Annotated in this window: 25 protein-coding genes; 14 read left to right on the top strand and 11 right to left on the bottom strand. The window is 38.3% G+C overall.

Annotation, left to right across the window (positions count from 1 at the left end):
• Positions 1 to 9 precede the first annotated feature (9 nt).
• A complete protein-coding gene (locus VLZ86_RS15280) occupies positions 10 to 393 on the bottom strand; it encodes an ankyrin repeat domain-containing protein (RefSeq protein WP_325452894.1) in 384 nt (127 codons plus the stop codon).
• 292 nt (positions 394 to 685) lie between these two features.
• Between VLZ86_RS15280 and gpmI the strand changes: the two genes are divergently transcribed.
• Both gpmI and VLZ86_RS15290 read left to right on the top strand, forming a co-directional pair.
• The gene (gene gpmI, locus VLZ86_RS15285; protein WP_325452896.1) at positions 686 to 2,203 is read left to right on the top strand and encodes a 2,3-bisphosphoglycerate-independent phosphoglycerate mutase; all 1,518 of its coding nucleotides are present in this window, start codon (positions 686 to 688) and stop codon (positions 2,201 to 2,203) included.
• 55 nt (positions 2,204 to 2,258) lie between these two features.
• Positions 2,259 to 2,663 carry a BT0820 family HAD-type phosphatase gene (locus VLZ86_RS15290; protein WP_325452897.1) on the top strand — a complete coding sequence of 135 codons (405 nt, stop codon included), beginning with the start codon at positions 2,259 to 2,261 and terminating at the stop codon, positions 2,661 to 2,663.
• A 3-nt stretch (positions 2,664 to 2,666) separates the two neighbouring features.
• Here VLZ86_RS15290 and VLZ86_RS15295 read toward each other — a convergent pair whose 3' ends face one another.
• Positions 2,667 to 3,938, bottom strand: coding sequence for an acetyl-CoA hydrolase/transferase family protein (locus tag VLZ86_RS15295; protein ID WP_325452898.1), 1,272 nt, complete (start codon positions 3,936 to 3,938; stop codon positions 2,667 to 2,669).
• A gap of 121 nt (positions 3,939 to 4,059) precedes the next feature.
• Here VLZ86_RS15295 and map point away from each other — a divergent pair, with 121 nt between their 5' ends.
• The 3 genes from map (at position 4,060) to VLZ86_RS15310 (ending at position 6,299) form a co-directional block, all read left to right on the top strand.
• Positions 4,060 to 4,878: a type I methionyl aminopeptidase gene (gene map / locus VLZ86_RS15300; protein ID WP_325452900.1), complete on the top strand. Its 819-nt coding sequence runs from the start codon at positions 4,060 to 4,062 to the stop codon at positions 4,876 to 4,878.
• Between the two features lie 85 nt (positions 4,879 to 4,963).
• Entirely contained in the window at positions 4,964 to 5,326 is a 363-nt protein-coding gene (locus tag VLZ86_RS15305) for a GxxExxY protein (protein WP_325452901.1), read from the top strand.
• A 205-nt stretch (positions 5,327 to 5,531) separates the two neighbouring features.
• Complete coding sequence (locus tag VLZ86_RS15310) at positions 5,532 to 6,299, top strand: class I SAM-dependent methyltransferase (RefSeq protein WP_325452903.1); 768 nt, start codon at positions 5,532 to 5,534, stop codon at positions 6,297 to 6,299.
• Positions 6,300 to 6,528: 229 nt separating this feature from the next.
• Here the strand turns inward: VLZ86_RS15310 and VLZ86_RS15315 are convergent, their stop codons facing one another.
• Together VLZ86_RS15315 and VLZ86_RS15320 are read right to left on the bottom strand one after the other, a co-directional pair.
• Complete coding sequence (locus VLZ86_RS15315; RefSeq protein WP_325452905.1) at positions 6,529 to 7,512, bottom strand: FAD:protein FMN transferase; 984 nt, start codon at positions 7,510 to 7,512, stop codon at positions 6,529 to 6,531.
• An 87-nt stretch (positions 7,513 to 7,599) separates the two neighbouring features.
• Positions 7,600 to 7,977 (bottom strand): Na(+)-translocating NADH-quinone reductase subunit F, encoded by a 378-nt coding sequence (locus VLZ86_RS15320; RefSeq protein WP_325452906.1) that lies wholly within the window; start codon positions 7,975 to 7,977, stop codon positions 7,600 to 7,602.
• A 213-nt stretch (positions 7,978 to 8,190) separates the two neighbouring features.
• On the opposite strand from VLZ86_RS15320, the gene VLZ86_RS15325 reads away from it, so the two are divergent.
• From VLZ86_RS15325 to VLZ86_RS15335, 3 genes are all read left to right on the top strand, one after another.
• On the top strand, positions 8,191 to 8,652 hold the full coding sequence (locus VLZ86_RS15325; protein ID WP_325452908.1) for a Na(+)-translocating NADH-quinone reductase subunit F: 462 nt from the start codon (positions 8,191 to 8,193) through the stop codon (positions 8,650 to 8,652).
• 451 nt (positions 8,653 to 9,103) lie between these two features.
• Positions 9,104 to 10,150, top strand: a complete 1,047-nt coding sequence (locus tag VLZ86_RS15330) for an ATP-binding protein (protein WP_325452910.1) — start codon at positions 9,104 to 9,106, stop codon at positions 10,148 to 10,150.
• A 1-nt stretch (position 10,151) separates the two neighbouring features.
• On the top strand, positions 10,152 to 10,874 hold the full coding sequence (locus tag VLZ86_RS15335; RefSeq protein WP_325452912.1) for a YggS family pyridoxal phosphate-dependent enzyme: 723 nt from the start codon (positions 10,152 to 10,154) through the stop codon (positions 10,872 to 10,874).
• A gap of 212 nt (positions 10,875 to 11,086) precedes the next feature.
• Here the strand turns inward: VLZ86_RS15335 and nqrF are convergent, their stop codons facing one another.
• The 6 genes from nqrF to VLZ86_RS15365 all read right to left on the bottom strand — a co-directional run bounded on the left by nqrF (position 11,087) and on the right by VLZ86_RS15365 (position 17,219).
• On the bottom strand, positions 11,087 to 12,394 hold the full coding sequence (gene nqrF, locus VLZ86_RS15340; protein ID WP_325452913.1) for an NADH:ubiquinone reductase (Na(+)-transporting) subunit F: 1,308 nt from the start codon (positions 12,392 to 12,394) through the stop codon (positions 11,087 to 11,089).
• 8 nt (positions 12,395 to 12,402) lie between these two features.
• The gene (nqrE, locus tag VLZ86_RS15345) at positions 12,403 to 13,137 is read right to left on the bottom strand and encodes an NADH:ubiquinone reductase (Na(+)-transporting) subunit E (protein ID WP_325452915.1); all 735 of its coding nucleotides are present in this window, start codon (positions 13,135 to 13,137) and stop codon (positions 12,403 to 12,405) included.
• 84 nt (positions 13,138 to 13,221) lie between these two features.
• Positions 13,222 to 13,866 (bottom strand): NADH:ubiquinone reductase (Na(+)-transporting) subunit D, encoded by a 645-nt coding sequence (locus VLZ86_RS15350; RefSeq protein ID WP_325452917.1) that lies wholly within the window; start codon positions 13,864 to 13,866, stop codon positions 13,222 to 13,224.
• 6 nt (positions 13,867 to 13,872) lie between these two features.
• The gene (locus VLZ86_RS15355) at positions 13,873 to 14,622 is read right to left on the bottom strand and encodes a Na(+)-translocating NADH-quinone reductase subunit C (RefSeq protein WP_325452919.1); all 750 of its coding nucleotides are present in this window, start codon (positions 14,620 to 14,622) and stop codon (positions 13,873 to 13,875) included.
• Between the two features lie 3 nt (positions 14,623 to 14,625).
• Positions 14,626 to 15,852 (bottom strand): NADH:ubiquinone reductase (Na(+)-transporting) subunit B, encoded by a 1,227-nt coding sequence (locus tag VLZ86_RS15360; RefSeq protein ID WP_325452921.1) that lies wholly within the window; start codon positions 15,850 to 15,852, stop codon positions 14,626 to 14,628.
• A gap of 11 nt (positions 15,853 to 15,863) precedes the next feature.
• A complete protein-coding gene (locus VLZ86_RS15365) occupies positions 15,864 to 17,219 on the bottom strand; it encodes a Na(+)-translocating NADH-quinone reductase subunit A (protein ID WP_325452923.1) in 1,356 nt (451 codons plus the stop codon).
• A 178-nt stretch (positions 17,220 to 17,397) separates the two neighbouring features.
• Between VLZ86_RS15365 and VLZ86_RS15370 the strand changes: the two genes are divergently transcribed.
• From VLZ86_RS15370 to VLZ86_RS15385, 4 genes are all read left to right on the top strand, one after another.
• Entirely contained in the window at positions 17,398 to 18,648 is a 1,251-nt protein-coding gene (locus VLZ86_RS15370) for a type IX secretion system plug protein domain-containing protein (protein ID WP_325452925.1), read from the top strand.
• A 193-nt stretch (positions 18,649 to 18,841) separates the two neighbouring features.
• Positions 18,842 to 19,228 carry a Co2+/Mg2+ efflux protein ApaG gene (apaG, locus tag VLZ86_RS15375; RefSeq protein WP_325452927.1) on the top strand — a complete coding sequence of 129 codons (387 nt, stop codon included), beginning with the start codon at positions 18,842 to 18,844 and terminating at the stop codon, positions 19,226 to 19,228.
• Between the two features lie 366 nt (positions 19,229 to 19,594).
• Positions 19,595 to 21,220, top strand: coding sequence for an L-glutamate gamma-semialdehyde dehydrogenase (pruA, locus tag VLZ86_RS15380; protein WP_325452929.1), 1,626 nt, complete (start codon positions 19,595 to 19,597; stop codon positions 21,218 to 21,220).
• Positions 21,221 to 21,356: 136 nt separating this feature from the next.
• Positions 21,357 to 23,021 (top strand): T9SS type A sorting domain-containing protein, encoded by a 1,665-nt coding sequence (locus tag VLZ86_RS15385; RefSeq protein ID WP_325452931.1) that lies wholly within the window; start codon positions 21,357 to 21,359, stop codon positions 23,019 to 23,021.
• A 40-nt stretch (positions 23,022 to 23,061) separates the two neighbouring features.
• Here VLZ86_RS15385 and rsmG read toward each other — a convergent pair whose 3' ends face one another.
• Positions 23,062 to 23,691 carry a 16S rRNA (guanine(527)-N(7))-methyltransferase RsmG gene (gene rsmG, locus VLZ86_RS15390; protein WP_325452939.1) on the bottom strand — a complete coding sequence of 210 codons (630 nt, stop codon included), beginning with the start codon at positions 23,689 to 23,691 and terminating at the stop codon, positions 23,062 to 23,064.
• A 146-nt stretch (positions 23,692 to 23,837) separates the two neighbouring features.
• Between rsmG and VLZ86_RS15395 the strand changes: the two genes are divergently transcribed.
• Together VLZ86_RS15395 and VLZ86_RS15400 are read left to right on the top strand one after the other, a co-directional pair.
• Positions 23,838 to 24,938 carry an acyl-CoA desaturase gene (locus VLZ86_RS15395; RefSeq protein ID WP_325452933.1) on the top strand — a complete coding sequence of 367 codons (1,101 nt, stop codon included), beginning with the start codon at positions 23,838 to 23,840 and terminating at the stop codon, positions 24,936 to 24,938.
• A gap of 13 nt (positions 24,939 to 24,951) precedes the next feature.
• A partial coding sequence (locus VLZ86_RS15400; RefSeq protein WP_325452935.1) for an aminotransferase class I/II-fold pyridoxal phosphate-dependent enzyme occupies positions 24,952 to 25,469 on the top strand: 518 nt, incomplete at its 3' end.

The following is a 25,469-nucleotide window of genomic DNA, read 5'->3' on the forward strand; positions in this document are numbered from 1 at the left end:
CACTCGTTTTTATGAAATCTTTTTCAAATACATTAAAGCATCTTTGGCGTTAGAACGCTTGGCATAATCCATTGCGTTTAAACCATTTTCTGATCGCTTTTTAAGTTTAGCGCCATTCTTTACGAGCAACTCCAAAATATCTACCCGGTTATATTTGGCAGCGTACATTGCAGGTGTCATACCATTTGACGCCTCATTAACATCAGCACCAAGTTGGATCAACTTATTAACCATTTCAAGATCGCCTTTTACAATGGAAATACAGAATGGGCTGACTGAGACTTTTGTTTTTGCAAAACTTGAAGGCTTTGAAGTTTGAATTGATGTGGTGGCATTAGAGGTGTGAAATGCAAAACCTAATGCGATTGCGGAAATAATGATTGTTTTTTTCATGATGAATGATTTTTGATCCTCCCGAACCTACTTTTTCAGTACGGTCGGATTTGTGATTACTTTTTGATTATATAAGAAAGACGATTCAAAATTGGAGGTGTTACAGTATTTCTAATTAAATAGATTCTTTTTTTACTTTTCATGTCCAGATTGGCGCTGTAAATATGAATTGCACAATGACTATCTTTCCACTGTTTGTCTAAAAAAATGCGCTGATTATATGCGGAATTTAAGTCGATATGCTATCATTTGATTCTATAAACTTTATCTTTGAAATTCAAAACAAATCACCATGAACAAAAAAGTCATCCTTATGATTCTTGACGGATGGGGAAAATCTCCAGACCCTAAAGTGTCAGCCATAGATAATGCCCATACGCCATTTATTGATTCGCTATATCTCAAATACCCCAACGCTTCCTTAAGAACTGACGGTCTTCACGTAGGATTGCCCGAAGGCCAAATGGGCAATAGCGAAGTGGGCCATATGAATTTAGGTGCGGGCAGAATTGTTTATCAGGACTTGGCAAAAATCAATTTGGCGGTTCAAAACAAGACACTTGCTCAGGAGAAAGTATTGGTGGATGCTTTTAAATACGCCAAAGAAAACCATAAACCGGTTCACTTTTTAGGTTTAGTGAGTGATGGTGGTGTGCATTCACATATCAACCATTTATTTGGTCTGTTAGATGCTGCAAAAGCGTATGATCTTGACAACGTTTTTATCCATGCGTTTACGGATGGACGTGATGTGGACCCAAAGTCTGGATTAGGTTTTATAGCTCAACTTCAAAATCATATTCAAGATAGTTCGGCAGAATTGGCAACAGTCACTGGACGCTATTATGCCATGGACCGAGATAAACGCTGGGAGCGTGTCAAACTCGCTTATGATGCTCTAGTGAATGGCATTGGAGAACCTTCTACAGATGCGATTCAGACCATACAAAATAGTTATAACCATGCGGTGACCGACGAATTCATAAAACCAATTGTGATGACCGACCATGATGGTCAGCCTAAGGCTAAAATCAAAGATGGCGATGTGGTTATTTTCTTCAACTTCAGAACTGATCGCGGAAGACAATTAACACAAGCCTTGTCACAATACGATTTTCATGAGCAAAACATGCACAAACTCGATTTGTATTATGTAACCTTAACCAATTATGATGATGTTTTCGAGGGAATTAAAGTCGTTTTTGAAAAAGATAATTTGACTGAAACTTTAGGCGAAGTTTTAGAGAAATACCATAAAAAACAGATCCGTATTGCGGAGACTGAAAAATATCCACATGTCACCTTTTTCTTTTCAGGGGGACGCGAAGTTCCATTTGATGGAGAGAAACGAATTCTGAGAAATTCGCCCAAAGTAGCCACTTACGATCTAAAGCCAGAAATGAGTGCCTTTGAATTGCGCGATGCTTTAATTCCAGAATTGGAAAGTGAGGAAGTCGATTTTGTGTGCCTCAATTTTGCCAATGGCGATATGGTGGGCCATACTGGCGTTATGCAAGCAGCCATACAAGCTTGTGAAGCGGTTGATATTGTCGTGAAAGATGTGGTAACTACGGCTCTTGAACATGGCTACACCACATTATTGATTGCCGATCATGGCAACTGCGAAACCATGATCAATCCAGATGGTACTCCTAATACGGCACATACCACCAATCCTGTGCCTATTATTTTAATTGATAAGGATCTAAAACACATCAGCGATGGCATTTTAGGCGATTTGGCACCCACAATTTTAAAATTAATGGGGGTTCCACAACCCAAAATTATGACCCAACATCCATTGATATAATGATTTTAGGCAAGCAGAATATTTATTGTATTTTTGCCTCCCAAAGCATTGACACATGAATTTTCAGAACAGACTAATAATCGCTGTAGACTTTGACGGCACCATTGTAGAAGATCGCTATCCAGGGATTGGAAAAGCCCGTATCTTTGCCTTTGAAACCTTAAAACGCCTCCAAGAAGATGGGCACCGCTTGATTCTATGGACTTATAGATATGGTAAAACCCTCGACGAGGCTGTTGCCTTTTGTGAGGAGAATGGCATCACCTTTTATGCCGTCAATAAAAGTTTTCCGGGAGAGGAATTTGACAATACTAAAAGCCGTAAAATAAATGCGGATCTTTTTATTGATGACCGAAACATCGGCGGAGTTCTTGGATGGGGTGAAGTGTACCAAATAATTACCAGGGAAGAACCCAATATTCCGGAGAAAAAAAGAGGGTTCTTTTCATTTTTCAGATAAGAATTAGGTGCTCATCAAATCATAATATTGCCTATCAATAGTTTCTCTATGATTGGGGTGGGCAATATTCACTAAGGCCTTGACGCGGTTTTTGATCGTTTTACCATATAATTCGGCAATTCCATATTCGGTTACCACATAATTGACGTGCGCCCTTGTAGTTACTACGCCGGCTCCCGGTTTTAAACTTGGCACAATACGGCTGATGCCCGATTTGGTTTCAGAAGGCAAAGCAATAATCGCCTTCCCACCCTCACTTAATGATGCACCCCGGATAAAATCCATTTGTCCGCCTACGCCAGAATATATTTTTGACCCAATAGAATCCGCACAGACCTGCCCGGTCAAATCAACCTCTATGGCAGAATTGATTGCTACCATACGTGGATTTTGTTTGATGATGGACACATCATTGGTGTAATTTGAAGCCCGCATTTCAATAAACGGATTGTCATCTACATAATCATACAAACGTTTTGAACCCATTAAGAAAGTGGCCAATGCCCTTCCTCTATTGATACTTTTATAATTGCCGTTGATGACATTGCTCAAAATAAGGTCAATCACCCCATCACTGAACATTTCAGTGTGTAAGCCCAGATCCTTATGGTTGGTCAATCGGGTCAATACGGCATTAGGAATACTCCCAATCCCCATTTGTAATGTGCTTCGATCCTCTATTAAACCGGCTACATAGTCGCCAATCCTACCTTCTATCGCAGTTGGTTCTGCCATTTCGTGAATCGGCAAGGCTTCGTCACAATCTACAAAGGCATCGATCTCAGCAATATGAATAATTCCCGCGCCATGCGTTCGGGGCATTTGTTTATTTACCTGTGCAATCACATATTTCGCATTGTCAATGGCCGCCAAAGTCGCTTCTACAGAAACGCCAAGGGAACAATACCCATGTCGGTCTGGAACTGAGACATGTATTAAAGCAACATCTAATGGGATGGTGCGGCACTTAAATAGCAAAGGCAATTCACTTAAAAAAACCGGAGTATAAGAACCATTTCCTGCTTTGATGGTGTGTCTTACGTTTTCTCCCACAAAAAAACAATTGACATGGAAACTATCTTTTAATTCGGGATTCGCATACGGCGCGACCCCTTCAGTATGTAATTGGCAAATTTCAACATTTCTCAGTTCTTCATGCCGTTTGGTCAACGCCTTTATCAACACTTGTGGCGCGGCCGCGGCCGCTTGAATATAAATACGATCATTTGACTTGACTGCCTTTACGGCATCTTCTGCGGAAATTGATTTGTACATAGTTCTTCTATTTAATTACAAAACTATTCAACAAAATCCATTAAAAAACTGTTATATGTCATGTTCCAGAAGAATGTCAACCCCATTTATTTTAATTATCTTTGCACCATAATTTTTTACAATGATTATACAAAAAACAAGAGAAGAGATTGAGTTAATGCGCGAAAGCGCCTTAATAGTTTCCAAAACTTTGGGCATGTTGGCCAAAGAAATTAAACCTGGTGTTACCACCATGCAATTGGATAAAATGGCGGAAGAATTTATTCGCGAGCAAGGCGCCATCCCAGGTTTTTTAGGACTTTATGATTGTCCATCCACCTTACTTTGCAGCACCAATGAAGCCGTTGTTCACGGTTTACCAACAAACGTTCCTTTAAAAGAAGGTGATGTGGTTGCGGTAGATTGTGGCGCCCTAAAGAATGAGTTTTACGGAGACCATGCCTACACCTTTGAAATTGGCGAAGTGGCCCCAGAAGTAAAAAAACTTCTTCAAATCACCAAAGAATCTTTATACGTTGGGATTAGAGAATTTAAGATCGGCAACCGTGTGGGTGATGTCGGTCATGCCATCCAAAACTATTGTGAAGCGGAAGGCTATGGTGTGGTACGTGAATTGGTCGGTCATGGGCTAGGAAAAAAAATGCATGAAGATCCTGAAATGCCAAACTATGGCAAACGTGGACGTGGCAAGAAATTCATTGAAGGTATGGTCGTAGCCATCGAGCCTATGATCAATCTAGGAACCCACAGAATCAAACAATTGGATGACGGTTGGACCATTGTCACCTTAGATGGAAAACCGAGTGCACATTTTGAGCATGACGTGGCACTCGTGGATGGCAAACCAGAGATATTGTCAACCTTTGGGTATATTTATGAGGCGCTGGGGATTGTTTCTGATGAGGAGGATGAATTTAGGAGAGAGACTTTAGTTTTATAATTAAGTTAAACGAAATTCTTTTTTTGACACGAATTTCACTGATTGGCACGAATTTTTTACGTCTGTTGTAATTTAGCTCATATAGTTGAAAGCACAATACTCAAGTAAGCAAGCTTGTATAAATTTCACTAATTTAGATCTCCATTATCGAAACAAAATGGTTCAAGATTTAATTTACAAAGAGGAAGCATACAAGATTATTGGCCTTTGTATGGAAGTGCACAAGCAATTAGGCAAAGGTTTTAATGAGGTGGTCTATTGCAACGCCTTAGAAATTGAATTTATTGATAATAAAACAAATTATTCGAGAGAAAAGCTTTATGCTATCAACTATAAAGGCAATACTCTATCTCATCAATACAAAGCAGACTTTATTATTGACGATAAAATAGTTTTAGATATTAAAGCTATCGAATTTTTAAATAATGCACATTTAAAACAAACTTAAACTCGGACTTTTGATTAATTTTGGAGAAGATAGTCTTAAATACAAAAGAGTTGTTCTTTGAAAATGATCATCGGAATTATAAAAATGAGAATCGCGTTTTTCAGAAAATTAGTGAAATTTACATTCATAAATCATCTGCGCAATCTTTCCTCATTAGTTCGTTAAAATTCGTGAAATTCGTGTCCAAAAAAATCATTAAAAATCCGTGTTTAGAAAACTCTTCAAATACATCCTCAACACCATCCCAAGGCCAATTCTAATCCGTTTGAGTTACGTAGCACGCCCTGTTTTGGCATTCTTTTTAAAAGGCAATCAATTCACCGATCCTATTGATGGTAAAAGTTTCAAATCGTTTTTACCTTACGGTTATGGAAATCAGCGCAACAACGTCTTATCGCCGTCAACCTTGAGTTTGGAGCGCCACAGATTGTTATGGCTGTACCTTAAGAATGAAACCGATTTTTTTTCTGCTTCTAAAAAGGTGTTGCACTTTGCGCCCGAACAGGCTTTTTACAAACGCTTTCGGAAGATGAAGAATTTAGACTATGTCACTACCGATTTAAATTCGCCCTTGGCCGATGTGAAAGCTGATATTTGCGATTTACCGTTTAAGGATAACGAATTTGACATCATCTTATGCAACCATGTGCTGGAACATATTCCTGACGATACTAAAGCGATGCAGGAATTATATCGGATTATGAAACCTGGAGGTTATGGGATATTTCAAATTCCGCAGGATTTATCTAGATCAAAAACTTTTGAAGATAATAGTATTACCGATAGAACAGAACGCGCTAAAATCTTTGGTCAATATGATCATGTCAGAATTTATGGCCGGGATTATTTTGATCAACTTCGTTCTATTGGTTTTCAAGTGGAGGAGATTGATTATACGACGACATTATCTGAGGAGGAAGTACGGCGTTTTTGTTTGGCTAAGGGGGAGATTATTCCTTTGGTGCGAAAGTGAGCCTATTTCACAGAGATTTTTTTTGACAGAGATACAGAGGCACAGAGAGATCCTGGAGTTTCTTTGATTTCTTAGCAGATACAAATGGAGATGAATCTTCTTTGTGGAACTTTGTGTAATAGTTTTTCATGAGTAAATTTTTGATTAAGAAAGTTCCGAAGGGTAATCTATATAATTGTTCTCTATGTCTTTTTAAGCTGAGATTCCTGCCAACGCAGGAACTGGGTGGCTAAACCTCAGGAAAACCATTCAAAGAAAGCGTTTCCAGTTCCTTATCATCATTTTCAAAAATCAAAAACACTTTTAATTCGGGGTGCTTAATTAAAAAGGCCTTTACTTTCTCAAGTCTCATAGCCTTAAATGCTGTGGCATAGGCATCTGCCGTCATACAATCTTTTGCAATAACTGAAATACTCAATAAATTGGTTTTACTAGGATAGCCGGTTAATGGATCCAAGATGTGCGAATACCGATTTCCCAAACTATCGGTTTTAAATTTTCGATAGGTTCCTGAGGTTGCCATGGCTTCATCATATAGTGAAATGGTTTTTAAAACAGACTGCTCTGCATCAAAATGAGGCAACTCCACTCCCACTTTCCAAGGCTTTTGTTTTTCAAAATTCTGACCTTTGCATCGTATTTCTCCACCTATTTCAACAAGATAATTGGTGACATCCTGACTTTCCAAAAAATCTGCAATAACATCCACGCCATAGCCTTTTGCAATCGCATTAAAATCTATGAAGGTGTTTGGGTTTTCCTTTGTAATCGTGTTGTTGTTCAGTGTTATTTTATCGAACCCTACAGACAACATTAAACTATCAATTTTAAGACTGTCCAAGGCCACAACCTTTCCCTCAGGCCCAAAATCCCATGCGTTGACCAAAATCCCTATAGTAGGATCAAAAACACCATTGGTAGCTTGAAAGATCTCTTTTGAAGCGTTAAATACATTTTTAAAATGCTCATCTATGGCAAAAGCTTCATTCCTGTTGATCCTAGAAATGTCTGAGTCCTTCTGATACGTAGACATGGAGGTATTAATGATTTCAAATAAACTATCAAACTGCCGTTGGAAGGTCTCAGTCTTTTCTGAATAATATTGGACGCCGTAGGAGGTCCCAAAAACTTCGCCAGACAGTTTAGTGTTAGTAGGGTCTTGTTTGCATGAAAATGTGCAAAAACCCAAAAGGATAACTATTCCTGCTGTCAAGAAAACACGACTATTTTTAGAAAAATTATAAATGAAACTCTGTGAACTTTTGTGTTTCTTCGCGGATATCCGTGCCATAGGTTATTTCTAATTCAAATTGGTTTCTATCACCTGAATCCCGTTGTATTCAATCAAGTATTCTTCATTCAAATAGACTGGCAAATGCTCACCGTCAGGATTTCCTATGCCCACACCAGCGTATAATACCTTGGCATTTTTTTCTCGTGCATGTTTTTTAAAGGTTTCCATCCAGATGATATCATAATTATTGGGATTTTCCGGAAGGAGAACCGATCTCACAATGACGAAGAAATATTGGTTCGTTTTATCTATGCACACAAACTGCGGATGCTTTTTAAGCTTACTATTGATGGCTATAAATTCAAATCCGCGAGCTTCCAGATCCTTTCCAACATGATTCATGGCCAGGTTGTGCATTTCTTGTTCTGTAAGTGCTTTTCTCATGATACAAAAATACAATAATATCAATGATGACCCGCTTAAGAAAAATGAAAATTATTTATAAGGCATAGCATCTTTAACCGAAGCTTTCAGTGAATACTAAAACTCAATTGCTGATCATCTCATAAGATTCACTCTTTATTTTTTGTTAAAACCATGATATTTCTTCATTTGAATTATCAATTTCAGTATCTTAATAGTCATAAATTTCACGTTATGAAGACTCCACACCGGTTAGAACAGGCCATTCAGAAATTATATGCAGCATTTCATAATAATGAACTTCATCCTGAATGTTGTCAGCAATGTGCCGTTGGAAATATACTAGACAATACGGATGCCTGGAAACATCTGTCGGATTCGCATGGCTCATTGCAATTGAATTATGTGGGCTTGGTCCATCAGAATCTAGGCAGAAAGTTTAGTGGGTATTCACCTCTCGAATTATTACAGATAGAAGCCAGTTTTCTTAAAGGATGTGGTTATTCCTTACCCTTAAATCACAAAGGAAAAAGACCGCAAAATCCAAAAGACAAAAACGTTCTTTTTAATGGTTTATGTGAAACTGTAGCCTTTTTATGCGCGTTGGATGGAGTGGATAACGTCATGGATTATTCACGGCTTTTCGAATATGATAATGACCAACCACGATACCAGTTGGAGGAACTCTTAACTTAACTTCAAAGTCGAAAAACAGAGTTTCATAATTGGCAAAATAACTAATGACCCCAATAGTTTTATAAAACTCTTCATCTTTAAAGTGTTTTAATTTATGTTATATAAAGACTTCTTCAAAGGTGTTAGTTTCATATTTCAAAATATTCAGAGTGTCTATCTCCAGCTCCTTCTAGCATTGAACACGTTGAACCAAAGGCGCTAAGACGGTTTTTACCAAGAAGACCTTATGGTGGGAAACTTATCAAACACCTCATGATATCGACCTCTCCTGAGACCTCACTCCATAGACGTAATATGCTAGTGTTTTGAATATGGAAAGTTGTGCGATTTAAGTAAATTTGAACTCTTTTATAAATGACACAATCGGCGCTATTAATTGGCGCTATGAATCACATTGTTTTACATATAACCAAAATGAAACAGCAATCATAATCCTCAGAAGGTCTATCGCATGGCACATCACAGTACTTATTTGAATCCAAAACACAACGTTCTTTCTTTGGATCAACTTCATCTTAATGAAGACATCAGGGAGCGTATCAATCAATTGTTGGAAGAATTCACCTATATCAATGCACTCAACAACCTAAACATTCCCGTAGACAATAAGATTTTATTGTACGGCCATACAGGTTGTGGAAAAACAGCGACTGCCTACGCCATTGGACACGCCTTAAACAAGAAAGTCATTGCCATCAATTTAAGCGGATTTGTTTCTTCAAAATTAGGAGAAACAGCAAAGAACCTTTCTGAACTTTTCAAAAAAGCTTCGAACGATAACGCCATTCTTTTTATTGATGAATTTGATTTTATAGGGAAACTAAGAGATTATGACGAAAAAGATTCAGGAGAAATGAAACGGTTGGTGAACACCTTGCTCCAATTGATTGATAATTTACCAGATACAGCCCTATTAATTTGCGCTACCAACCATTTAGACATTATTGACACCGCCTTATTACGACGGTTCCAAATTAGACTCCGATACACCCTGCCTACGGAAGATGATCTAAACGCCTATTATGATAGTATATTAGCAGGTTTTCCAAATCACCTCAATTCTATAAAGCGTAGTTACGGTATATCTTATGCCGAAGCAAAAGACAGCATCCATCAACAGATAAAGGCCAATGTCATAAAATTTGAAAAACAGAAAAAACATCTTTTATTTTTTTATGACACTCCAGAATTAGAAGCGCTACAACGGCACTATTATGGCAGAAAACTTATTGGGACTGAGGACACTTTATCTGGATTCAAACTAAAGGATTCAAAACTTAATGGTATTTTCCTACCTGATAAAAACAGTGCGGAAACGTCCCGTATTGCCATCAAATCAAAAGAAGAAGGTGATAAATTAACAGGGATGGTGTCCGAAATTACAGGGGAAGAACTTGTATTAACGGATCGACTAACACCTCCTAATTCACAAAGAATTTTAGCAACCACCAATTCAGGAACCGAAGTTTGGGTTTATGTTGAAAAAAATGAGTTTTAATATGGAACACACGATCCAGACGAATATCGCAAAAATCCTTGGGAGAATTGAAAAGGCCTGTATAAACGCCGACCGGAATACAGATGACGTAAAACTCCTGTTGGCAACGAAAACTGTAGCTGCCGAAACTATAAAAATTGCGTTTTCCCATCATCAAACCTTAATTGGCGAAAATAAAATTCAAGAGATAAAAGAGAAATACGAAAGTTTAAAATCCATCCCTCATCAAAAACACTTTATAGGCCATTTACAGACGAATAAAGTCAAAGAATTAATACGTTACGATGTGGATTGCCTTCAGTCTTTAGATCGGCTCAAATTGGCAGAGAAGTTACAAAACAGGTTGGAATATGAAAATAAAACCATGGATGCGTATTTACAGTTTAATACCTCATTTGAAGATAGCAAATTTGGAATGCACCCTGACAATGCCGTAAAATTCGCTTTGGAAGTCCAACAGTTTGACCGCATCAACATCAAAGGTTTAATGACCATTGGTTTGTTTTCAGCAGAGCATGAAAAAGTTAGGAAATGTTTCAGATTACTAAAAAATATACAAGGTCAACTGCTTGACAAGGATATTCCTGTCCATGAACTCTCTATGGGCATGAGTGGCGATCTTGAAATTGCCATTGAAGAAGGGGCAACCATGGTTAGGGTCGGCACTGCTATTTTTGGCAAACGCGAGCACCCGGATAGTTATTATTGGAATGAAGATCAGTAGGTTTTTTAATGAACACAAGGACCTCTTAGCTTTTAGGTGAACCTGCCAGCAGTCAGGGGGAATGAAGAGTTAAAATCTATTCCATTTTATTCGCTTCATAAAAATAAAAAAAAGCCAGCACTTATTGAAAGTACTGGCTTTTTCTTCTTCATTAGTTGACTGATCTTCGCCAAACTAAACCTATAGTATCCTGCCTACGCAGGAATTGTTGGTTATCCTCCGAAGTCGTCAAATCTGATGTTTTCATCAGGGATTCCGAAATCTTCTCCCATTTTTTGTACCGCTTGGTTCATTAATGGTGGCCCACAGAAATACAATTCGATATCTTCTGGTGCATCATGGTGATTCAAATAGTTATCAATCACACAATTGTGAATAAATCCGACGAAACCATCCCCTGGAGCATCAATGTTCTCTTTTACTTTCCAATTATCCTCTTCCATTGGTTCAGATAATGCCATATAGAACTTAAAGTTAGGGAAATCACGCTCTAATTCACGGAAGTGCTCGATATAGAACAACTCACGCTTAGAACGGCCTCCGTACCAGTAACTCACTTTACGACCAGTTTTTAAGGTTTTGAAGAGTTGATACAAGTGCGAACGCATTGGCGCCATTCCAGCTCCACCACCTACATACAACATTTCACTATCTGACTCATTGATAAAGAACTCCCCGAAAGGACCAGAAATAGTGACTTTATCACCCGGTTTTTGAGCAAATATATAAGAGGAAGCAATACCTGGATTAACGTCCATCCAACCGTTTTTTGCACGATCAAAAGGAGGTGTTGCAATACGCACGTTTAACATGATTTCGCGTCCTTCTGCTGGATAGGAAGCCATTGAGTAGGCACGTTCCACAACTTCGTCGTTTTTCATGACCAAAGGCCACAACTTAAATTTGTCCCATTCTGCTTGGAATTTATCTGGAGTTTCGTGCTCTTCTGGATGCGCAGTAATATCCATATCCGCAAATTTGATTTCACACTCTGGAATTTCAATTTGGATATAACCACCCGCTTTGTAGCCCATATCTTCAGGAACTTCAACAACAAATTCCTTGATAAATGAAGCCACGTTGTAATTTCTAACCACGGTTGCTTCCCATTTCTTAACCCCAAATATTTCTTCAGGAATGGTGATTTCCATATCCTGTTTCACCCTTACCTGACAAGATAAACGGATGCCTTCTTGAATCTCTCTTCTACTGAAGTGAGGCGTCTCTGTTGGTAAAGCTTCGCCGCCTCCTGAAAGTACGTGGCACTCACACTGAATACACGTTCCTCCACCACCACAAGCGGATGGTAAAAATATTTTCTGGGAGGATAGGGTATTTAATAAGGTGCTTCCTGAACTGACTTCCAATTTACGTTCGCCATTAATGGTAATCGTTACAGGACCTGATGGAGACAATTTTTGTTTCACTACAAGTAAAAGCGTTACCAATAATAAAGTAACCACTAAAAACGCGACAACTGTAACAATGACTGTTCCTAATGTGCTTGCTGCTAATATCATAATCTTTGTTATTTTTTATCTGTATCGTTTATTTCTTCTATCACAAAATCAGAAGTTTTGTGATCTTTTTGGACAGTCACCATACCATCTACAGTCTCTATATTATCTTCTGTGGCTTCTTCATCACCTCCAGTCAACATTCCACCAAAACTCATAAACCCAATGGCCATTAATCCTGTAATAATAAATGTAATCCCTAATCCTCTTAAAGGTGCAGGCACATTACTATATCTGATCTTCTCTCTAATGGCAGCAATCGCAACAATAGCTAAAAACCACCCTATTCCTGAACCAATACCGTAATTAAGAGCCAAACCTAAAGTTTCTATTTCACGAGATTGCATAAATAATGAACCTCCTAAAATAGCACAGTTCACTGCAATTAATGGTAAAAATATCCCCAACGAATTATATAAGCCCGGTGAAAATTTCTCAACAACAATTTCAACAAGTTGAACCATAGTTGCAATGGTGGCAATAAACATAATAAAGGATAAAAAGCTTAGGTCAAAATCCGCATACTCTGGTCCCAACCATGTTAAAGCACCTTCTTGTAATAAATATTGATCCAACAACCAGTTTAAAGGTACTGTAATTGCCAAAACAAAGATTACTGCAGCACCAAGACCAACGGCAGTAGCTACTTTTTTAGACACAGCCAAATATGAACACATACCCAAGAAGTACGCGAAAATCATGTTGTCTACAAATATCGATTTGAAAAATAATTCTATATGTTCCATTTTTTATAGTCTTCAGTCTTCAGTCCGCAGTCTTCAGTAGCGTTTGACTGCTTACTGATAACTGCCTACTGCAGGCTATTTAAATTAGTCTTCTATTAATTCTTTGTTTCTGCTTCTTTGTACCCAAATGATAATACCAATGACTATCAAGGCCATTGGAGGCAATACCATAAAACCGTTGTTTTCATATCCAAAAGCGTACAGACCTGTTTTCTCTACGGAGTCACCAAGAACCTTAAAGCCCAATAATGTTCCCGAGCCCAACAGTTCTCTAAAGAAACCCACAATAACCAGGATAACACCATAGCCTAAAGCGTTTCCAACGCCATCCAAAAACGATCTCCACGGTCCGTTTGCCAAGGCAAAAGCTTCAAAACGCCCCATAATAATACAGTTGGTAATGATTAATCCAATAAATACAGAGAGTTCTTTACTTAAGCTATACGCGTAAGCCTTCAATACCTGATCTACAATAATCACCAGGGTTGCCACAACAACAAGCTGTACAATAATTCTAATTTTTGAAGGAATGATATTTCGCATTAACGAAATAACAACGTTCCCCGCGCCAAGTACAAATATCACCGAAATGGCCATCACGATTGATGGTTTTAATTGTGCCGTAATTGCCAAGGCAGAACAGATTCCTAAAACCTGAATAGTAATAGGATTATCATCCCCTAAAGGATCTAATATTAGTTTACTATCTTTTTTTGATAAAAGTCTCATACAATTTTATTTTAATGTCTTGAAATAAGGCACATACATTCTTAAATCCTTTTTAATCATCGCGGTAACACCATCTCCAGTAATGGTCGCCCCTGCAATTGCATCTACTGCATTGTCAGTTTTCCTATCATTCCTAGGATCGGCATTGCCTTTGGCCACGGTTATTCCTTTAAAAACACCAGATTCATTTAAAAGGTGTTCACCTTCAAAATCGTCCATAAAATAACGCTGTTTAATTTCACTACCTAAACCAGGAGTTTCTCCAGCATGATCAAAAAATACGCCCTGTACCACCATATCTTTGTCTACAGCTACAAAACCCCAAATGGCATCCCATAATCCTTTTCCTCTAATAGGAATAACATAAATAGGTTTCCCATCTTTCTCTCCTTCAAACAAAGGGAGTTTACGTGTGTAGTTAGGATCTTTTGCTTTAGCCTCTTCCTTTTTGACATCTAGCAAGTAAGCTTGAGGATCCTCAGTCACTTTATCGCCTTCAATAATATATTGGTTAGTAATGGTACTATTGAATACGTCCTCTACTTTATCTGCAGATATGAATTCAACATCACTGGGTCCTTCATTGGCATTAATGCCCATGGCGTACAATATATTCTGTTGTATTTCAAATCGCTCATTCGCTTTCACCAATGGTTTCAAGCCTTGGGCAAGTCCTGCAAGGATAGAACCTACCACAATAACCATAACAATGGCAAAAATAACGGTATAACTATTTTTATCTGTATCGATCGCCATAATCTAAGCTGTTTTTAATTTTCCTCGTTTTAATCTCTTCTTCACATTGCCCTGAACTACATAATGATCTATGGTTGGTGCAAATACATTCATTAACAATATGGCCAACATCACACCTTCTGGATAAGCCGGGTTAAAGACGCGAATCATGATGGATATAAATCCAATCAAGAATCCGTAAATCCATTTACCTCTATTAGTTTGAGATGCAGTAACTGGATCTGTAGCCATATAAACAATACCAAACGCCATTCCACCAATAATCAAATGATGCCAGAATTCAGTACTCATCAATCCATAAAACTTGCTTGTTTCGGTTATCCAACCTGAGTCAACCACCATATTGAAGATATAACCCATGACTAAAGCACCAAGTGTGGCGCTTACCATGATTCTCCAACTTCCTACTTTTGTGAAGATGAGAAATAAGCCGCCCAAGAGGATTAAAAGTGTAGAGGTTTCACCCACAGAGCCAGGAATAAAGCCAAAAAACATATCCATTACCGAATAATCGACCGGATGTGATTGTGCCAAGCTACCTAATATGGTTTCTCCCGAAATGGCATCGGCCGTAGAGCCATTTGCAATTTCTTTAGTTCTTTCTACCGCACCTTGAACCCATACCTTATCTCCACTCATCCAGGTAGGATAAGCAAAAAACAGGAATGCTCTAATGGTTAAAGCGGGGTTCAGGATGTTCATTCCTGTACCGCCAAATACTTCCTTCCCAATAACCACACCAAAAGCAACGGCCACGATTAACATCCACCATGGAATATCAATTGGAACGATCAACGGCACGAGCATACCCGTTACCAAATACCCTTCTTCAACTTCATGACCTTTTATAACGGCGAATAAAAACTCAATCCCTAATCCAACACCATAAGAGATGATGATTAAAGGTAGAATCTTCCAAAAGCCCAAGACAAAGTTCTGCAAGTTCCAAAATTCACTGCTAAAAAAGCCGTTGGTTACTGCTTGGATCTCTCCTACAGCCAAATAATGCTGATACCCGGCGTTAAACATTCCGAAAATCAAACACGGAATCAATGCCATAATGACCGTATTCATAGTACGCTTTAAATCGTCTGCCGATTTAATATGCGTGCCCCCTTTTGCGGTATCATTAGGCGTATATAGAAAAGTATGCAAGGCATTAAAGGCAGGAGCCATTTTAGTCCCTCTATATTTCTCTTTTAATTTATGTAAGTTCTGTTTTAAACCCATTGTCTCTATAATTAACCGATTTCTTCTATCATTAAATCCAAGCCTTCTCTAATAATTTTTTGATGTGGTTGTTTAGACACACAAATAAATTCTGTTAAGGCAAAGTCTTCCGGAGCCACTTCATACATTCCCAAAGCCTCCATTTCGTCCAAATCTTTATACAAACATGACTTTAAGATTTGCAATGGGTATATATCTAATGGAAAAACTTCCTCGTAATTACCAGTAAGCACAAAGTTTCGGTGCTCTCCATTCATATTGGTCGTTAAATCATAGACCTTGTTTGGAGTCAACCACGAAAAAGTTAAAGCTCTAGAATTAGAGATTTTATCAAAAATGGGTTTATTCCAACCAAACAACTCATAATCATCACCTTCCGGAATAACTGTAATGATATTACTATAATACCCCAAATAGCCATCCGGAGCTATTTGTTTTCCACTCAATACATTACCAGAAATGATACGATCGTTCCCGCCTTGCACAACGCCATTATCATAGATCATGGTTGCGACTTCGCTGGCAATTTTTGTAACAAAGTAACGTGGTTTTTTAACAGAAGATCCCACAAGGGCAACAATACGTTCGGCATTGAATTTACCGGTAAGCAAGAGCTCACCCATGATCACTAAATCCTGCGGATTAATGGTCCAAACGGTTTCTCCTTTATTGACAGGATCTATTTTATTGATTTGCGTCCCCACGTTTCCACAAGGATGTGGCCCAGATACTTTATGTAAGGTAATTCCGGAAAGTCCAGCTAAAGGCGAATTTGATTTAACACCAACGCTCACGTGCACTTTACCATTAGTTAGTTTACCTAACGCGGTAATCGCCGCTTGCAACTCCGCTTCTTTGCCCTGAAGCACATAGTCAAGATCTGCAGCTAATGGTGCACTGTCATACCCAGAGATAAAGATTGCTTTGGGTGTTTGGTCTGGTTTTGCAATAATGTCATACGGACGTTGCTTGATAAAAGTCCAACAGCCAGAGGCCAATAAATGTGCCTTTATAGTATCAGCATCTACAGCATCAACGTTCAACTTCCCGTAATCGTGGTAAATCTGCTCTTTATCCGCCTGAATTTTAATGCCCGTAATGCGTCTTTTCTCCCCTCGTGCTATTTCAATAATTTCCCCTGAAACCGGCGAAACAAATTTCACGGCTTCATTGGTTTTGTCATGAAAGATAGGCTCTCCAGCTTTCACCTTTGCACCTTCTTTATAAATCAGTCTTGGAGTAACACCGTGGAAGTCATCTGGTCTTAACGTATAAAAGTTGCTTATAACCGCCTTTTCAGTGGTTTTTTCAGCTCCTCCCTTAAGTTTGATATCGAGACCTTTTTTAATCTTAATGTCGTTTGACATATTATAAGTCTATTGGTTAATAGTAACAATGATGTGATTTTACACAGTAAAAATCGGTGCAAATTTACGAATTATTTATGCAGTTCACATAATAATTGTCATAAAATTTATACGTTAACGATTGCGTAATTTATGAGGTATAATTTTTGTTTATCTTTACCTTTTAAACCTCATGTAGATGACTTCGAATTTACGATATTTCCTCTTATTATTTTTTTATACGGCCTGTGTTTTTTCGCAAATAGAAGAAGTCAATCCGCCCGACTATATAAAAACAATCATGTTTAGAGGCAACACCGATGAAAGCCAATTGCCCATCCTGAAATTGGGCGAACCCCTGCTGTTGGAATTTGATGCGCTTACGGGAACTGAACCTGACTTTTATTATGTGATTGAACATTTTAATTACGATTGGACGCCCTCCAATTTGGTGAAATCAGAATACTTAAGGGGATTTGACAACCAACGTATTCAAGACTATAAAAATTCGTTCAATACCTATCAGATATATTCGCATTATATGCTTCAAATCCCCAATCAACAAACCAAGGGTTTATTGGTGACCGGCAATTACCTGATGAGCATCTATAAAGATGACGATGAATTGGTGTTTTCAAGAAAATTCATGATCTATGAAGATCTTGTGAACGTTGGCGTTGCCATCAAACGCTCCCGTGACGTTAAGGATATCGATAAAAAGCAATCGGTGGACATTGTTATCAATAGCAGGAATATAAATTTCAACAATCCTTTGGAAAATGTCAAGAGCTTGATCATCCAAAACAACAATCTCAACACCGCCATTTCCAATGTGAAACCACAATACCTCTTAGGAAATCAGTTGATTTACAAATACACTTCAGAAACCAGCTTCTGGGGTGGCAACGAGTATCTTTATTTTGAGACCAAAGATGTTAGAGCCGCCAACGTAGGTGTTCAGTTTATCGATTTAAAAGACATTTATCATACCTATCTTTTTGCCAACACATCAAGAGCCAATCAACTCTACACGTACAATCCGGATATCAACGGTAATTTTGTGATTACCGCCATTGATGCGCAGGACGTATCCATTGAAGCGGACTATACCATGATCCACTTTGCATTGCAATATCCTGAGTTGACAGATGGCAGTTCTGTCTATGTTTATGGCAATTTTAATAATTATGCACTTGAACCGGATAATGAGCTTCAATTTAATTCGAAAACTGGGTTATATGAAAAGGCATTTCGTTTAAAACAAGGGTTCTACAATTACAAATACGTGGTAACCGATAAAAACGGCACTTTGAATGAAGGTGCGATTAGCGGAGACTTCTACCAAACCGAAAATAATTATAAAGTCTTGGTGTACTACAGAGATTTGGGTGCGCGCTATGATCGATTAATTGGGATGGGCGAAGGCTCTTCAGTCGATATTTCAAATTAAAGTTGCCCTCAGCAGAAAAAGGACGCAAGATTCTTTTAAAAAATATTTCAGGAACTGACATTTAATGTCATAAGCCTCTAGCTTACTGTTAAATAACTGTAAAAATTCAATTTGCGTTACATCTTGAATCAAATAAATTATAAAAGTCTTTTAAATTATCCTATTTTAGCACTAATCAAAACATTCTAGTATTATGGTACAACAAGTTACAAGTGGTATTAAGATAAGTGTACAGACCACTTTTGAGGGTACTTTTTATAAAAATTATAAAGTCCATTTTGCTTTTGGATATAGGGTGACCATTGAAAATCAGAGCAAAGGTGCCGTACAATTAAACTCGCGCCATTGGAAAGTTTATGACGCCTTAAATCATGTTGAAATTATTGAAGGTGAAGGCGTTATTGGCAAAAAACCAGTCCTAAAACCAGGAGAGTCGCATACGTATACTTCAGGATGTTTGCTATCATCCCCTTTTGGCGCGATGCACGGCCATTACAACATGGTCAACTTTACCACCACCAATAAATTCAAGGTTTACATTCCGTCATTTAAACTGAGTGCTCCTTTTGCCTTGAATTAAAGTTTGTGGCCAAAACTATAAAATTGGCATGCGCTCAGTTTTGTTATGTTTATAAGTCTTTGTTACCGGCGCCGACATCATTTCCATTTTGCCTTTTTTAGGTTAATAAACCAATTAACGTAATTTTTTAAATCGCTCGTTTATTCTCCCCCTTTCATAGCCTCCTGAAGCTTAAAACTGAATCCCGAATAGTAAAAACGACCTTAAAATTTTATCTTTCAGACACTTAGCTAGATTGATAGATGATTATTTTCTAAAAACCGCCCGGACATTTAACGTCGTTTTAGGAGTATATCACGTGCAATAGGTTTCAAAATTTTGTACCTTCGCATCTTAAAATTTTAAACATACAAAATAAAAATAATCATGGGAAAAGGATTTTTCAAGGTACCGGTAGCCGTCAATGAACCTGTAAAAACTTACGCTCCAGGATCTCCAGAACGTGAGGCAGTGATAGCGGAATATTCGAAAATGTTCAGAAGTAAAGTTGATGTACCTCTTTATATCAATGGCAAATATGTCACTACTAAAAACACCAAAACCATGTCCCCACCCCATGATCATAAGCATGTGGTAGGAACCTATCATTTAGCAGAGAAGAATCATGTTGAAGATGCTATAGCCACTGCCCTTGAAGCCAGAAAGTCATGGTCTCAAATGCCTTGGGAACATCGTGCAGGTATTTTTCTTAAAGCTGCCGAATTGCTTGCTGGACCATACAGAGCCAAAATCAACGCCGCAACAATGATTGCGCAATCAAAAACCATCCATCAAGCTGAGATTGATTCGGCATGTGAGTTGATTGATTTCTTAAGATTCAATGTTCAGTTTATGACTGAAATATATCAGGATCAACCACAAAGCACAAGTGATGCATGGAACAGAGTTGAATACAGACCTTTAGAAGGCTTTACTTATGCAGTGACGCCGTTCAATTTCACTGCCATTGCAGGCAACTTGCCGTCATGCATGGCTTTAATGGGGAATGTTGTGATTTGGAAGCCTAGCAACCATCAAATTTACTCCGCCAAAGTGATCATGGATGTCTTTGAAGAAGCTGGTGTGCCTGCAGGAGTAATAAATGTTGTTTTTGGTGATGCTGCTATGATTACAGACGTTATTATGGCCAGTCCAGATTTTTCTGGATTACACTATACAGGATCAACTTCCGTTTTTCAAAGCTTATGGAAAAAAATCGGAAATAATATTGCAAATTATAAAACCTATCCTAGAATTGTAGGAGAAACTGGAGGGAAAGACTTTATCGTGGCCCATAAAACAGCCAACGCCCGACAAGTAGCAACCGCAATTGTTAGGGGTGCATTTGAATTTCAAGGTCAAAAATGTAGTGCAGCTTCTAGGGGTTATATTGCAAAAAGCATTTGGAACGACGTCAAGAAGTATGTCATTGAAGATTTAGAAACCGTAAAAATGGGGTCTCCGGAGGACATGAGTAATTTTGTTACCGCAGTCATCCATGAAGCTTCTTTTGATAAGTTGGCCAGTTATATTGACCAAGCCAAAAAAGATAAGACTGCAACTATTATTGCCGGTGGAAATTACGATAAGAGCAAAGGTTACTTTATTGAACCAACGGTTATTGAAACCACTGATCCAAAATACGCTACTATGTGCACCGAACTTTTTGGTCCCGTAATGACGATTTATGTATATGACGATAAAGACTTCAGCAAGACTTTAAAATTAGTAGATGAAACCAGTGAATACGCGTTGACCGGTGCTATTTTGGCAACGGACAGATATGCGATAGATGAAGCAACCAAAGCCCTTCAAAATTCAGCTGGAAACTTCTACATCAATGACAAACCAACAGGCGCGGTAGTTGGGCAACAACCATTTGGAGGCGCAAGAGCTTCTGGAACCAATGATAAAGCGGGAAGTTTACAAAACCTTCTCCGCTGGATCTCTCCAAGATTGGTCAAAGAAACTTTTGTCACACCAACAGATTACCGTTATCCTTTTTTAGGATAATCTTAATTATATTTAAAAAATAATCCTCAAACTAGCGTTTGGGGATTTTTTTTGTCCATTTAAGTAAATAGTTCATTATCTTAACCTCAGAAAGTCAAAACTTTGTATCTTTAAATCAACTGAAAACAAATCCTATATGAAAAAAAACTACTTCCTACCTTTATTGTTAACCAGTGCGTTCTTATTTGCCCAAACTCCAGGCAGCGAAAGTCCTATTATGGTTATCGATGCCAGCATTCCTTATCAAGGATTTGGCGAAGCGCATCCATTATTGGGTTCTGCCCAGTATAAAATTTATTATGACAATGTTGATGGCGTATTGGACAAACCCATCTTTCTAATTGATGGTTTCGATCCAAACGATTCAAGAGATATCCCAGAGGTATATGCACTTTTAAATTACGGAAATTCCGGAATGAATTTGGGCGATTTAATAAGAGATGAAGGCTATGACCTCGTAGTCCTGAATTTTGAAGCAGCTTACCCAAGTCCTACGGATGGCACCATACTTAGGGGAGGCGCGGATTATATACAACGTAACGCCTTGACATTCGTGGAACTTATCAACACGATAAACAGTATGAAAATAGGTTCTGAACAAAACGTGGTCATAGGGCCAAGTATGGGCGGCCTCATCTCAAGATATGCCCTACGCTATATGGAACAGAACACATTGGATCACGATACACGATTGCATATCTCATTTGACGCCCCGCACAGGGGTGCCAACGTACCCATTGGCATGCAATATCTTTTTAATTACATGGTCAATGGCGAGCCAGGAATTACCGAAGCTGAACCCTTAGTAAACGACTTATTGAACAGTCCTGCTGCTAAACAAATGTTGATCGACCATTACCTTGGCCATGTAGCTGCAAATGGGATCAGTCAAGATAATTCCACCCATACCCCTAAAGGCGCACCTAATTTTAGAGAGGCGTTTCAAGCTGAATTAGACGCTATGGGTTTTCCACAAAATACGAGGAACGTCGCCATTACTAACGGCAGCGGTGTTGGTCAAATGACCGGCACCCCAGGAATGGAACTTATCAACCATACTTTTGATACAGGAATAATCAACATTGGAGGGCTACCGGTTTATTCTAGAGCATCGGTAGCAGTACATTTTGCACCAATGGCCAATGAAACCATCAATGTATCAAATTTTACTGGAGAGATAAGATTTTTGCCTATTGGCCCCTGGATACCCGCGCTCAATTTCAGTGCCTCTGCACAATCAGCCGTAACGTCAGATGGTTTAGATAGCGCTCCTGGAGGTCAATTCGATCTATATTCATTTGATGATGGTTCCAATCCTTTGATTTCAGATTTTTTCAACAACTTAAATTCGCAATATTTTAGTTTCATTCCAACCCTAAGTGGATTGGCTATTAACAACCAATCCAATTGGTATGCAAATCCAAACCTCAACAACTCACCTTTTGCCAACACCTATATTCCAACTGAGAATGAGCCGCACGTTACGCTGACTGATGGAAACGTTGCATTTACTTTAGCTGAAATCCTTCAAGGTACTCTGGGAACAGTTGATTTCTCAAGTAATCATGAAATCAAGCTGCTACAAAACCCGGTTTATAATTCTCTGACTTTGTTGAGCACTAATGAATTTTCAAATGCAAAGGTATCCATTGTTGATCTTACAGGTAAACTCGTTTTAAGCACCCGTACTTCACTATCCAATAGCACAACAATTCCTTTTCACTTGGAAACCGGATTATACCTATTGAATGTTCAAACCGAGAATGGATTTATTTTCAACACAAAGCTTCTTGTAAAATAATACCGTTATCGCTTCTAAAAACCAAAGGCTGAATTTTAATTCAGCCTTTATATTTTATGGGCAAATGCACCAACTTTTTGGTTTCAAAGAATTCTTCCTTGTAGAAATCGGATAGAGCATACACCTTGGCCTTGGGGAAGTCCTGTAATTCTTCGGCCAAATCGCCACCTTTTAAATAGATGATTCCGTTTTTAAGTTCATGTTTTTGTTTTTTGGCAATTTTTCCTTTTACCCAATGTACAAAGGTTGGCATTGCCGCTACAGCTCTACTCACAATAAAGTCATAAGTGCCATCTACCTCTTCCACTCTGCTGTGAGAGGTCTTAACATTGGTCAACCCCAATCCGTCAACCACCTCATTAACAACTTTAAGTTTTTTGGCAATGCTATCTACCAAATGAAAATTGGTTTCAGGAAACATGATCGCCAGAGGTATCCCAGGAAACCCACCACCCGTGCCAACATCTATCACTTGAGATCCAGGCTTAAAGGAAACCAACTTAGCAATAGCCAAGGAATGAAGGACATGGCGCAAATATAATTCGTCAATATCCTTACGCGATACGACGTTTATTTTAAGGTTCCAATCTTTATAAAGATCTTCTAACTGTTCAAACTGATGCAATTGAAGTTCAGATAAATCAGGAAAATAATTTCTAATGAGTTGCATTATTTCTAAATTTTCAACAAAATTAATCATTTTTATACGGATAATTTTAGCATATTAGCACCAAGAGCAAAACTTTAATTGATTATCTTTGCATAATTAATATGATGGCGTGATTTTTGACGTTATCACTAGTAAAATATAATACCATGACACAACAAACCCTATCATTTTCTAGAAATGATTCTACAAAATTTTTCAGAACACTCAACAAACGCGTTAACGATTACTTCAAAGACAACAATATAAGACGGACTGGAAACTGGAAAATATGGGTAAAAACGGTGGTGATGTTCACTCTGTTTTTAACACCTTATTTCCTAATTCTTACCCTTGATCTACCAGGTTGGTCAATGTTACTATTAACAATTGTTATGGGCATTGGAATGGCCGGAGTTGGCATGAACGTGATGCACGATGGCAACCACGGCGCCTTTTCAAACAAGGAATGGATCAATCGTTTAATGGGAAGCAGCATTTACATTTTGGCTGGAAACGTTTACAATTGGAAGGTACAACATAATGTACTACATCATACATACACCAACATTCACGGCCATGATGAAGATTTGGAAGCGGGGAGAATCTTACGTTTCTCGAAACATGCCAAATGGCACAAACATCATAAATTCCAACATTATTACTCCGTATTACTTTATGGTTTATTGACTATAAACTGGGCCATTACGACAGATTTCCTTCAAATGAAGCGCTATATGAAGCGTAAATTATCTTACGGTAAATTCCCTAATCCTGCAACCGAATGGAGCAAATTGGTTATTTCAAAAATAATTTATGTATCCATTTGGATTGTCATTCCATTGGTATTCACGGACATTGCCTGGTGGAAAGTCTTGCTTGGATTTTTTATAATGCATTACGTAGCAGGCCTTATTTTAAGTGTTGTATTCCAATTGGCCCATGTGATGGAAGATGCCGAAATGCCCTTGCCAGAAGAAAATGGTACCATGAAAAATACTTGGGCTATCCATCAACTATTGACTACCGTCAATTTTGGAACCAAAAACAAAATTGTAAATTGGTTTACTGGCGGATTGAACCATCAAGTAGAACATCATATTTTTCCGCACATCAGTCACGTACACTATACTAACATTTCAAAAATAGTCAAAGCGACTGCGCAAGAATTCAATCTTCCGTACAAAGAGTACAAAACTACACGCCAAGCAATCATAGCACATTTCAGGCACTTAAAAGAAATGGGACTAAAACCTACCTTACAAGCTTAATCACTATTTTTAAATGAACTTACTTTCAGATAGAATTTTAAACATGTCTACCTCTGCAACTTTAGAAATGGCCGCTAAAGCCAGAGAACTAAGGGCAGAAGGAAAAGACATCATTGGTTTAAGCCTAGGCGAACCAGATTTCAATACGCCAGACTATATAAAGGCCGCTGCGATACAGGCAATCAATGACAACTACAGCTCGTACACTCCAGTGGACGGTTATGTAGAGCTCAAAGATGCCATCATCAAAAAGTTTAATCGCGACAATGGATTGACCTATAATCGCAATCAAATTGTAGTATCCACCGGTGCCAAACAATCGCTTGCCAATGTTGCAGCCATATTAATCAATAAGGACGACGAGGTGATTATCCCTTGTCCGTATTGGGTGAGCTATGCCGATTTGGTAAAACTTAATGACGGCATCCCTGTTGAAGTACCCACAACTATTGCCACCGATTTCAAGATGACTCCTGAACAATTAGAGGCTGCCATCACACCAAAAACAAAAATGCTATGGTACAGTTCTCC

It is taken from the genome of Gelidibacter sp. (assembly GCF_035515035.1).
Lineage (GTDB): Bacteria > Bacteroidota > Bacteroidia > Flavobacteriales > Flavobacteriaceae > Gelidibacter.

Bases quoted from the DNA above. Each gene is read 5' to 3' on its own strand.
- nqrE (WP_325452915.1), bottom strand. From the start codon at position 13,137: ATGGAACATATAGAATTATTTTTCAAATCGATATTTGTAGACAACATG.
- VLZ86_RS15280 (WP_325452894.1), bottom strand. From the start codon at position 393: ATGAAAAAAACAATCATTATTTCCGCAATCGCATTAGGTTTTGCATTT.
- VLZ86_RS15325 (WP_325452908.1), top strand. From the start codon at position 8,191: ATGAAGACTCCACACCGGTTAGAACAGGCCATTCAGAAATTATATGCA.
- VLZ86_RS15290 (WP_325452897.1), top strand. From the start codon at position 2,259: ATGAATTTTCAGAACAGACTAATAATCGCTGTAGACTTTGACGGCACC.
- gpmI (WP_325452896.1), top strand. From the start codon at position 686: ATGAACAAAAAAGTCATCCTTATGATTCTTGACGGATGGGGAAAATCT.
- VLZ86_RS15350 (WP_325452917.1), bottom strand. From the start codon at position 13,866: ATGAGACTTTTATCAAAAAAAGATAGTAAACTAATATTAGATCCTTTA.
- VLZ86_RS15365 (WP_325452923.1), bottom strand. From the start codon at position 17,219: ATGTCAAACGACATTAAGATTAAAAAAGGTCTCGATATCAAACTTAAG.
- rsmG (WP_325452939.1), bottom strand. From the start codon at position 23,691: ATGCAACTCATTAGAAATTATTTTCCTGATTTATCTGAACTTCAATTG.
- apaG (WP_325452927.1), top strand. From the start codon at position 18,842: ATGGTACAACAAGTTACAAGTGGTATTAAGATAAGTGTACAGACCACT.
- VLZ86_RS15295 (WP_325452898.1), bottom strand. From the start codon at position 3,938: ATGTACAAATCAATTTCCGCAGAAGATGCCGTAAAGGCAGTCAAGTCA.
- VLZ86_RS15335 (WP_325452912.1), top strand. From the start codon at position 10,152: ATGGAACACACGATCCAGACGAATATCGCAAAAATCCTTGGGAGAATT.
- VLZ86_RS15355 (WP_325452919.1), bottom strand. From the start codon at position 14,622: ATGGCGATCGATACAGATAAAAATAGTTATACCGTTATTTTTGCCATT.
- VLZ86_RS15395 (WP_325452933.1), top strand. From the start codon at position 23,838: ATGACACAACAAACCCTATCATTTTCTAGAAATGATTCTACAAAATTT.
- VLZ86_RS15385 (WP_325452931.1), top strand. From the start codon at position 21,357: ATGAAAAAAAACTACTTCCTACCTTTATTGTTAACCAGTGCGTTCTTA.
- VLZ86_RS15330 (WP_325452910.1), top strand. From the start codon at position 9,104: ATGGCACATCACAGTACTTATTTGAATCCAAAACACAACGTTCTTTCT.
- map (WP_325452900.1), top strand. From the start codon at position 4,060: ATGATTATACAAAAAACAAGAGAAGAGATTGAGTTAATGCGCGAAAGC.
- pruA (WP_325452929.1), top strand. From the start codon at position 19,595: ATGGGAAAAGGATTTTTCAAGGTACCGGTAGCCGTCAATGAACCTGTA.
- VLZ86_RS15320 (WP_325452906.1), bottom strand. From the start codon at position 7,977: ATGAGAAAAGCACTTACAGAACAAGAAATGCACAACCTGGCCATGAAT.
- VLZ86_RS15370 (WP_325452925.1), top strand. From the start codon at position 17,398: ATGACTTCGAATTTACGATATTTCCTCTTATTATTTTTTTATACGGCC.
- nqrF (WP_325452913.1), bottom strand. From the start codon at position 12,394: ATGATATTAGCAGCAAGCACATTAGGAACAGTCATTGTTACAGTTGTC.
- VLZ86_RS15360 (WP_325452921.1), bottom strand. From the start codon at position 15,852: ATGGGTTTAAAACAGAACTTACATAAATTAAAAGAGAAATATAGAGGG.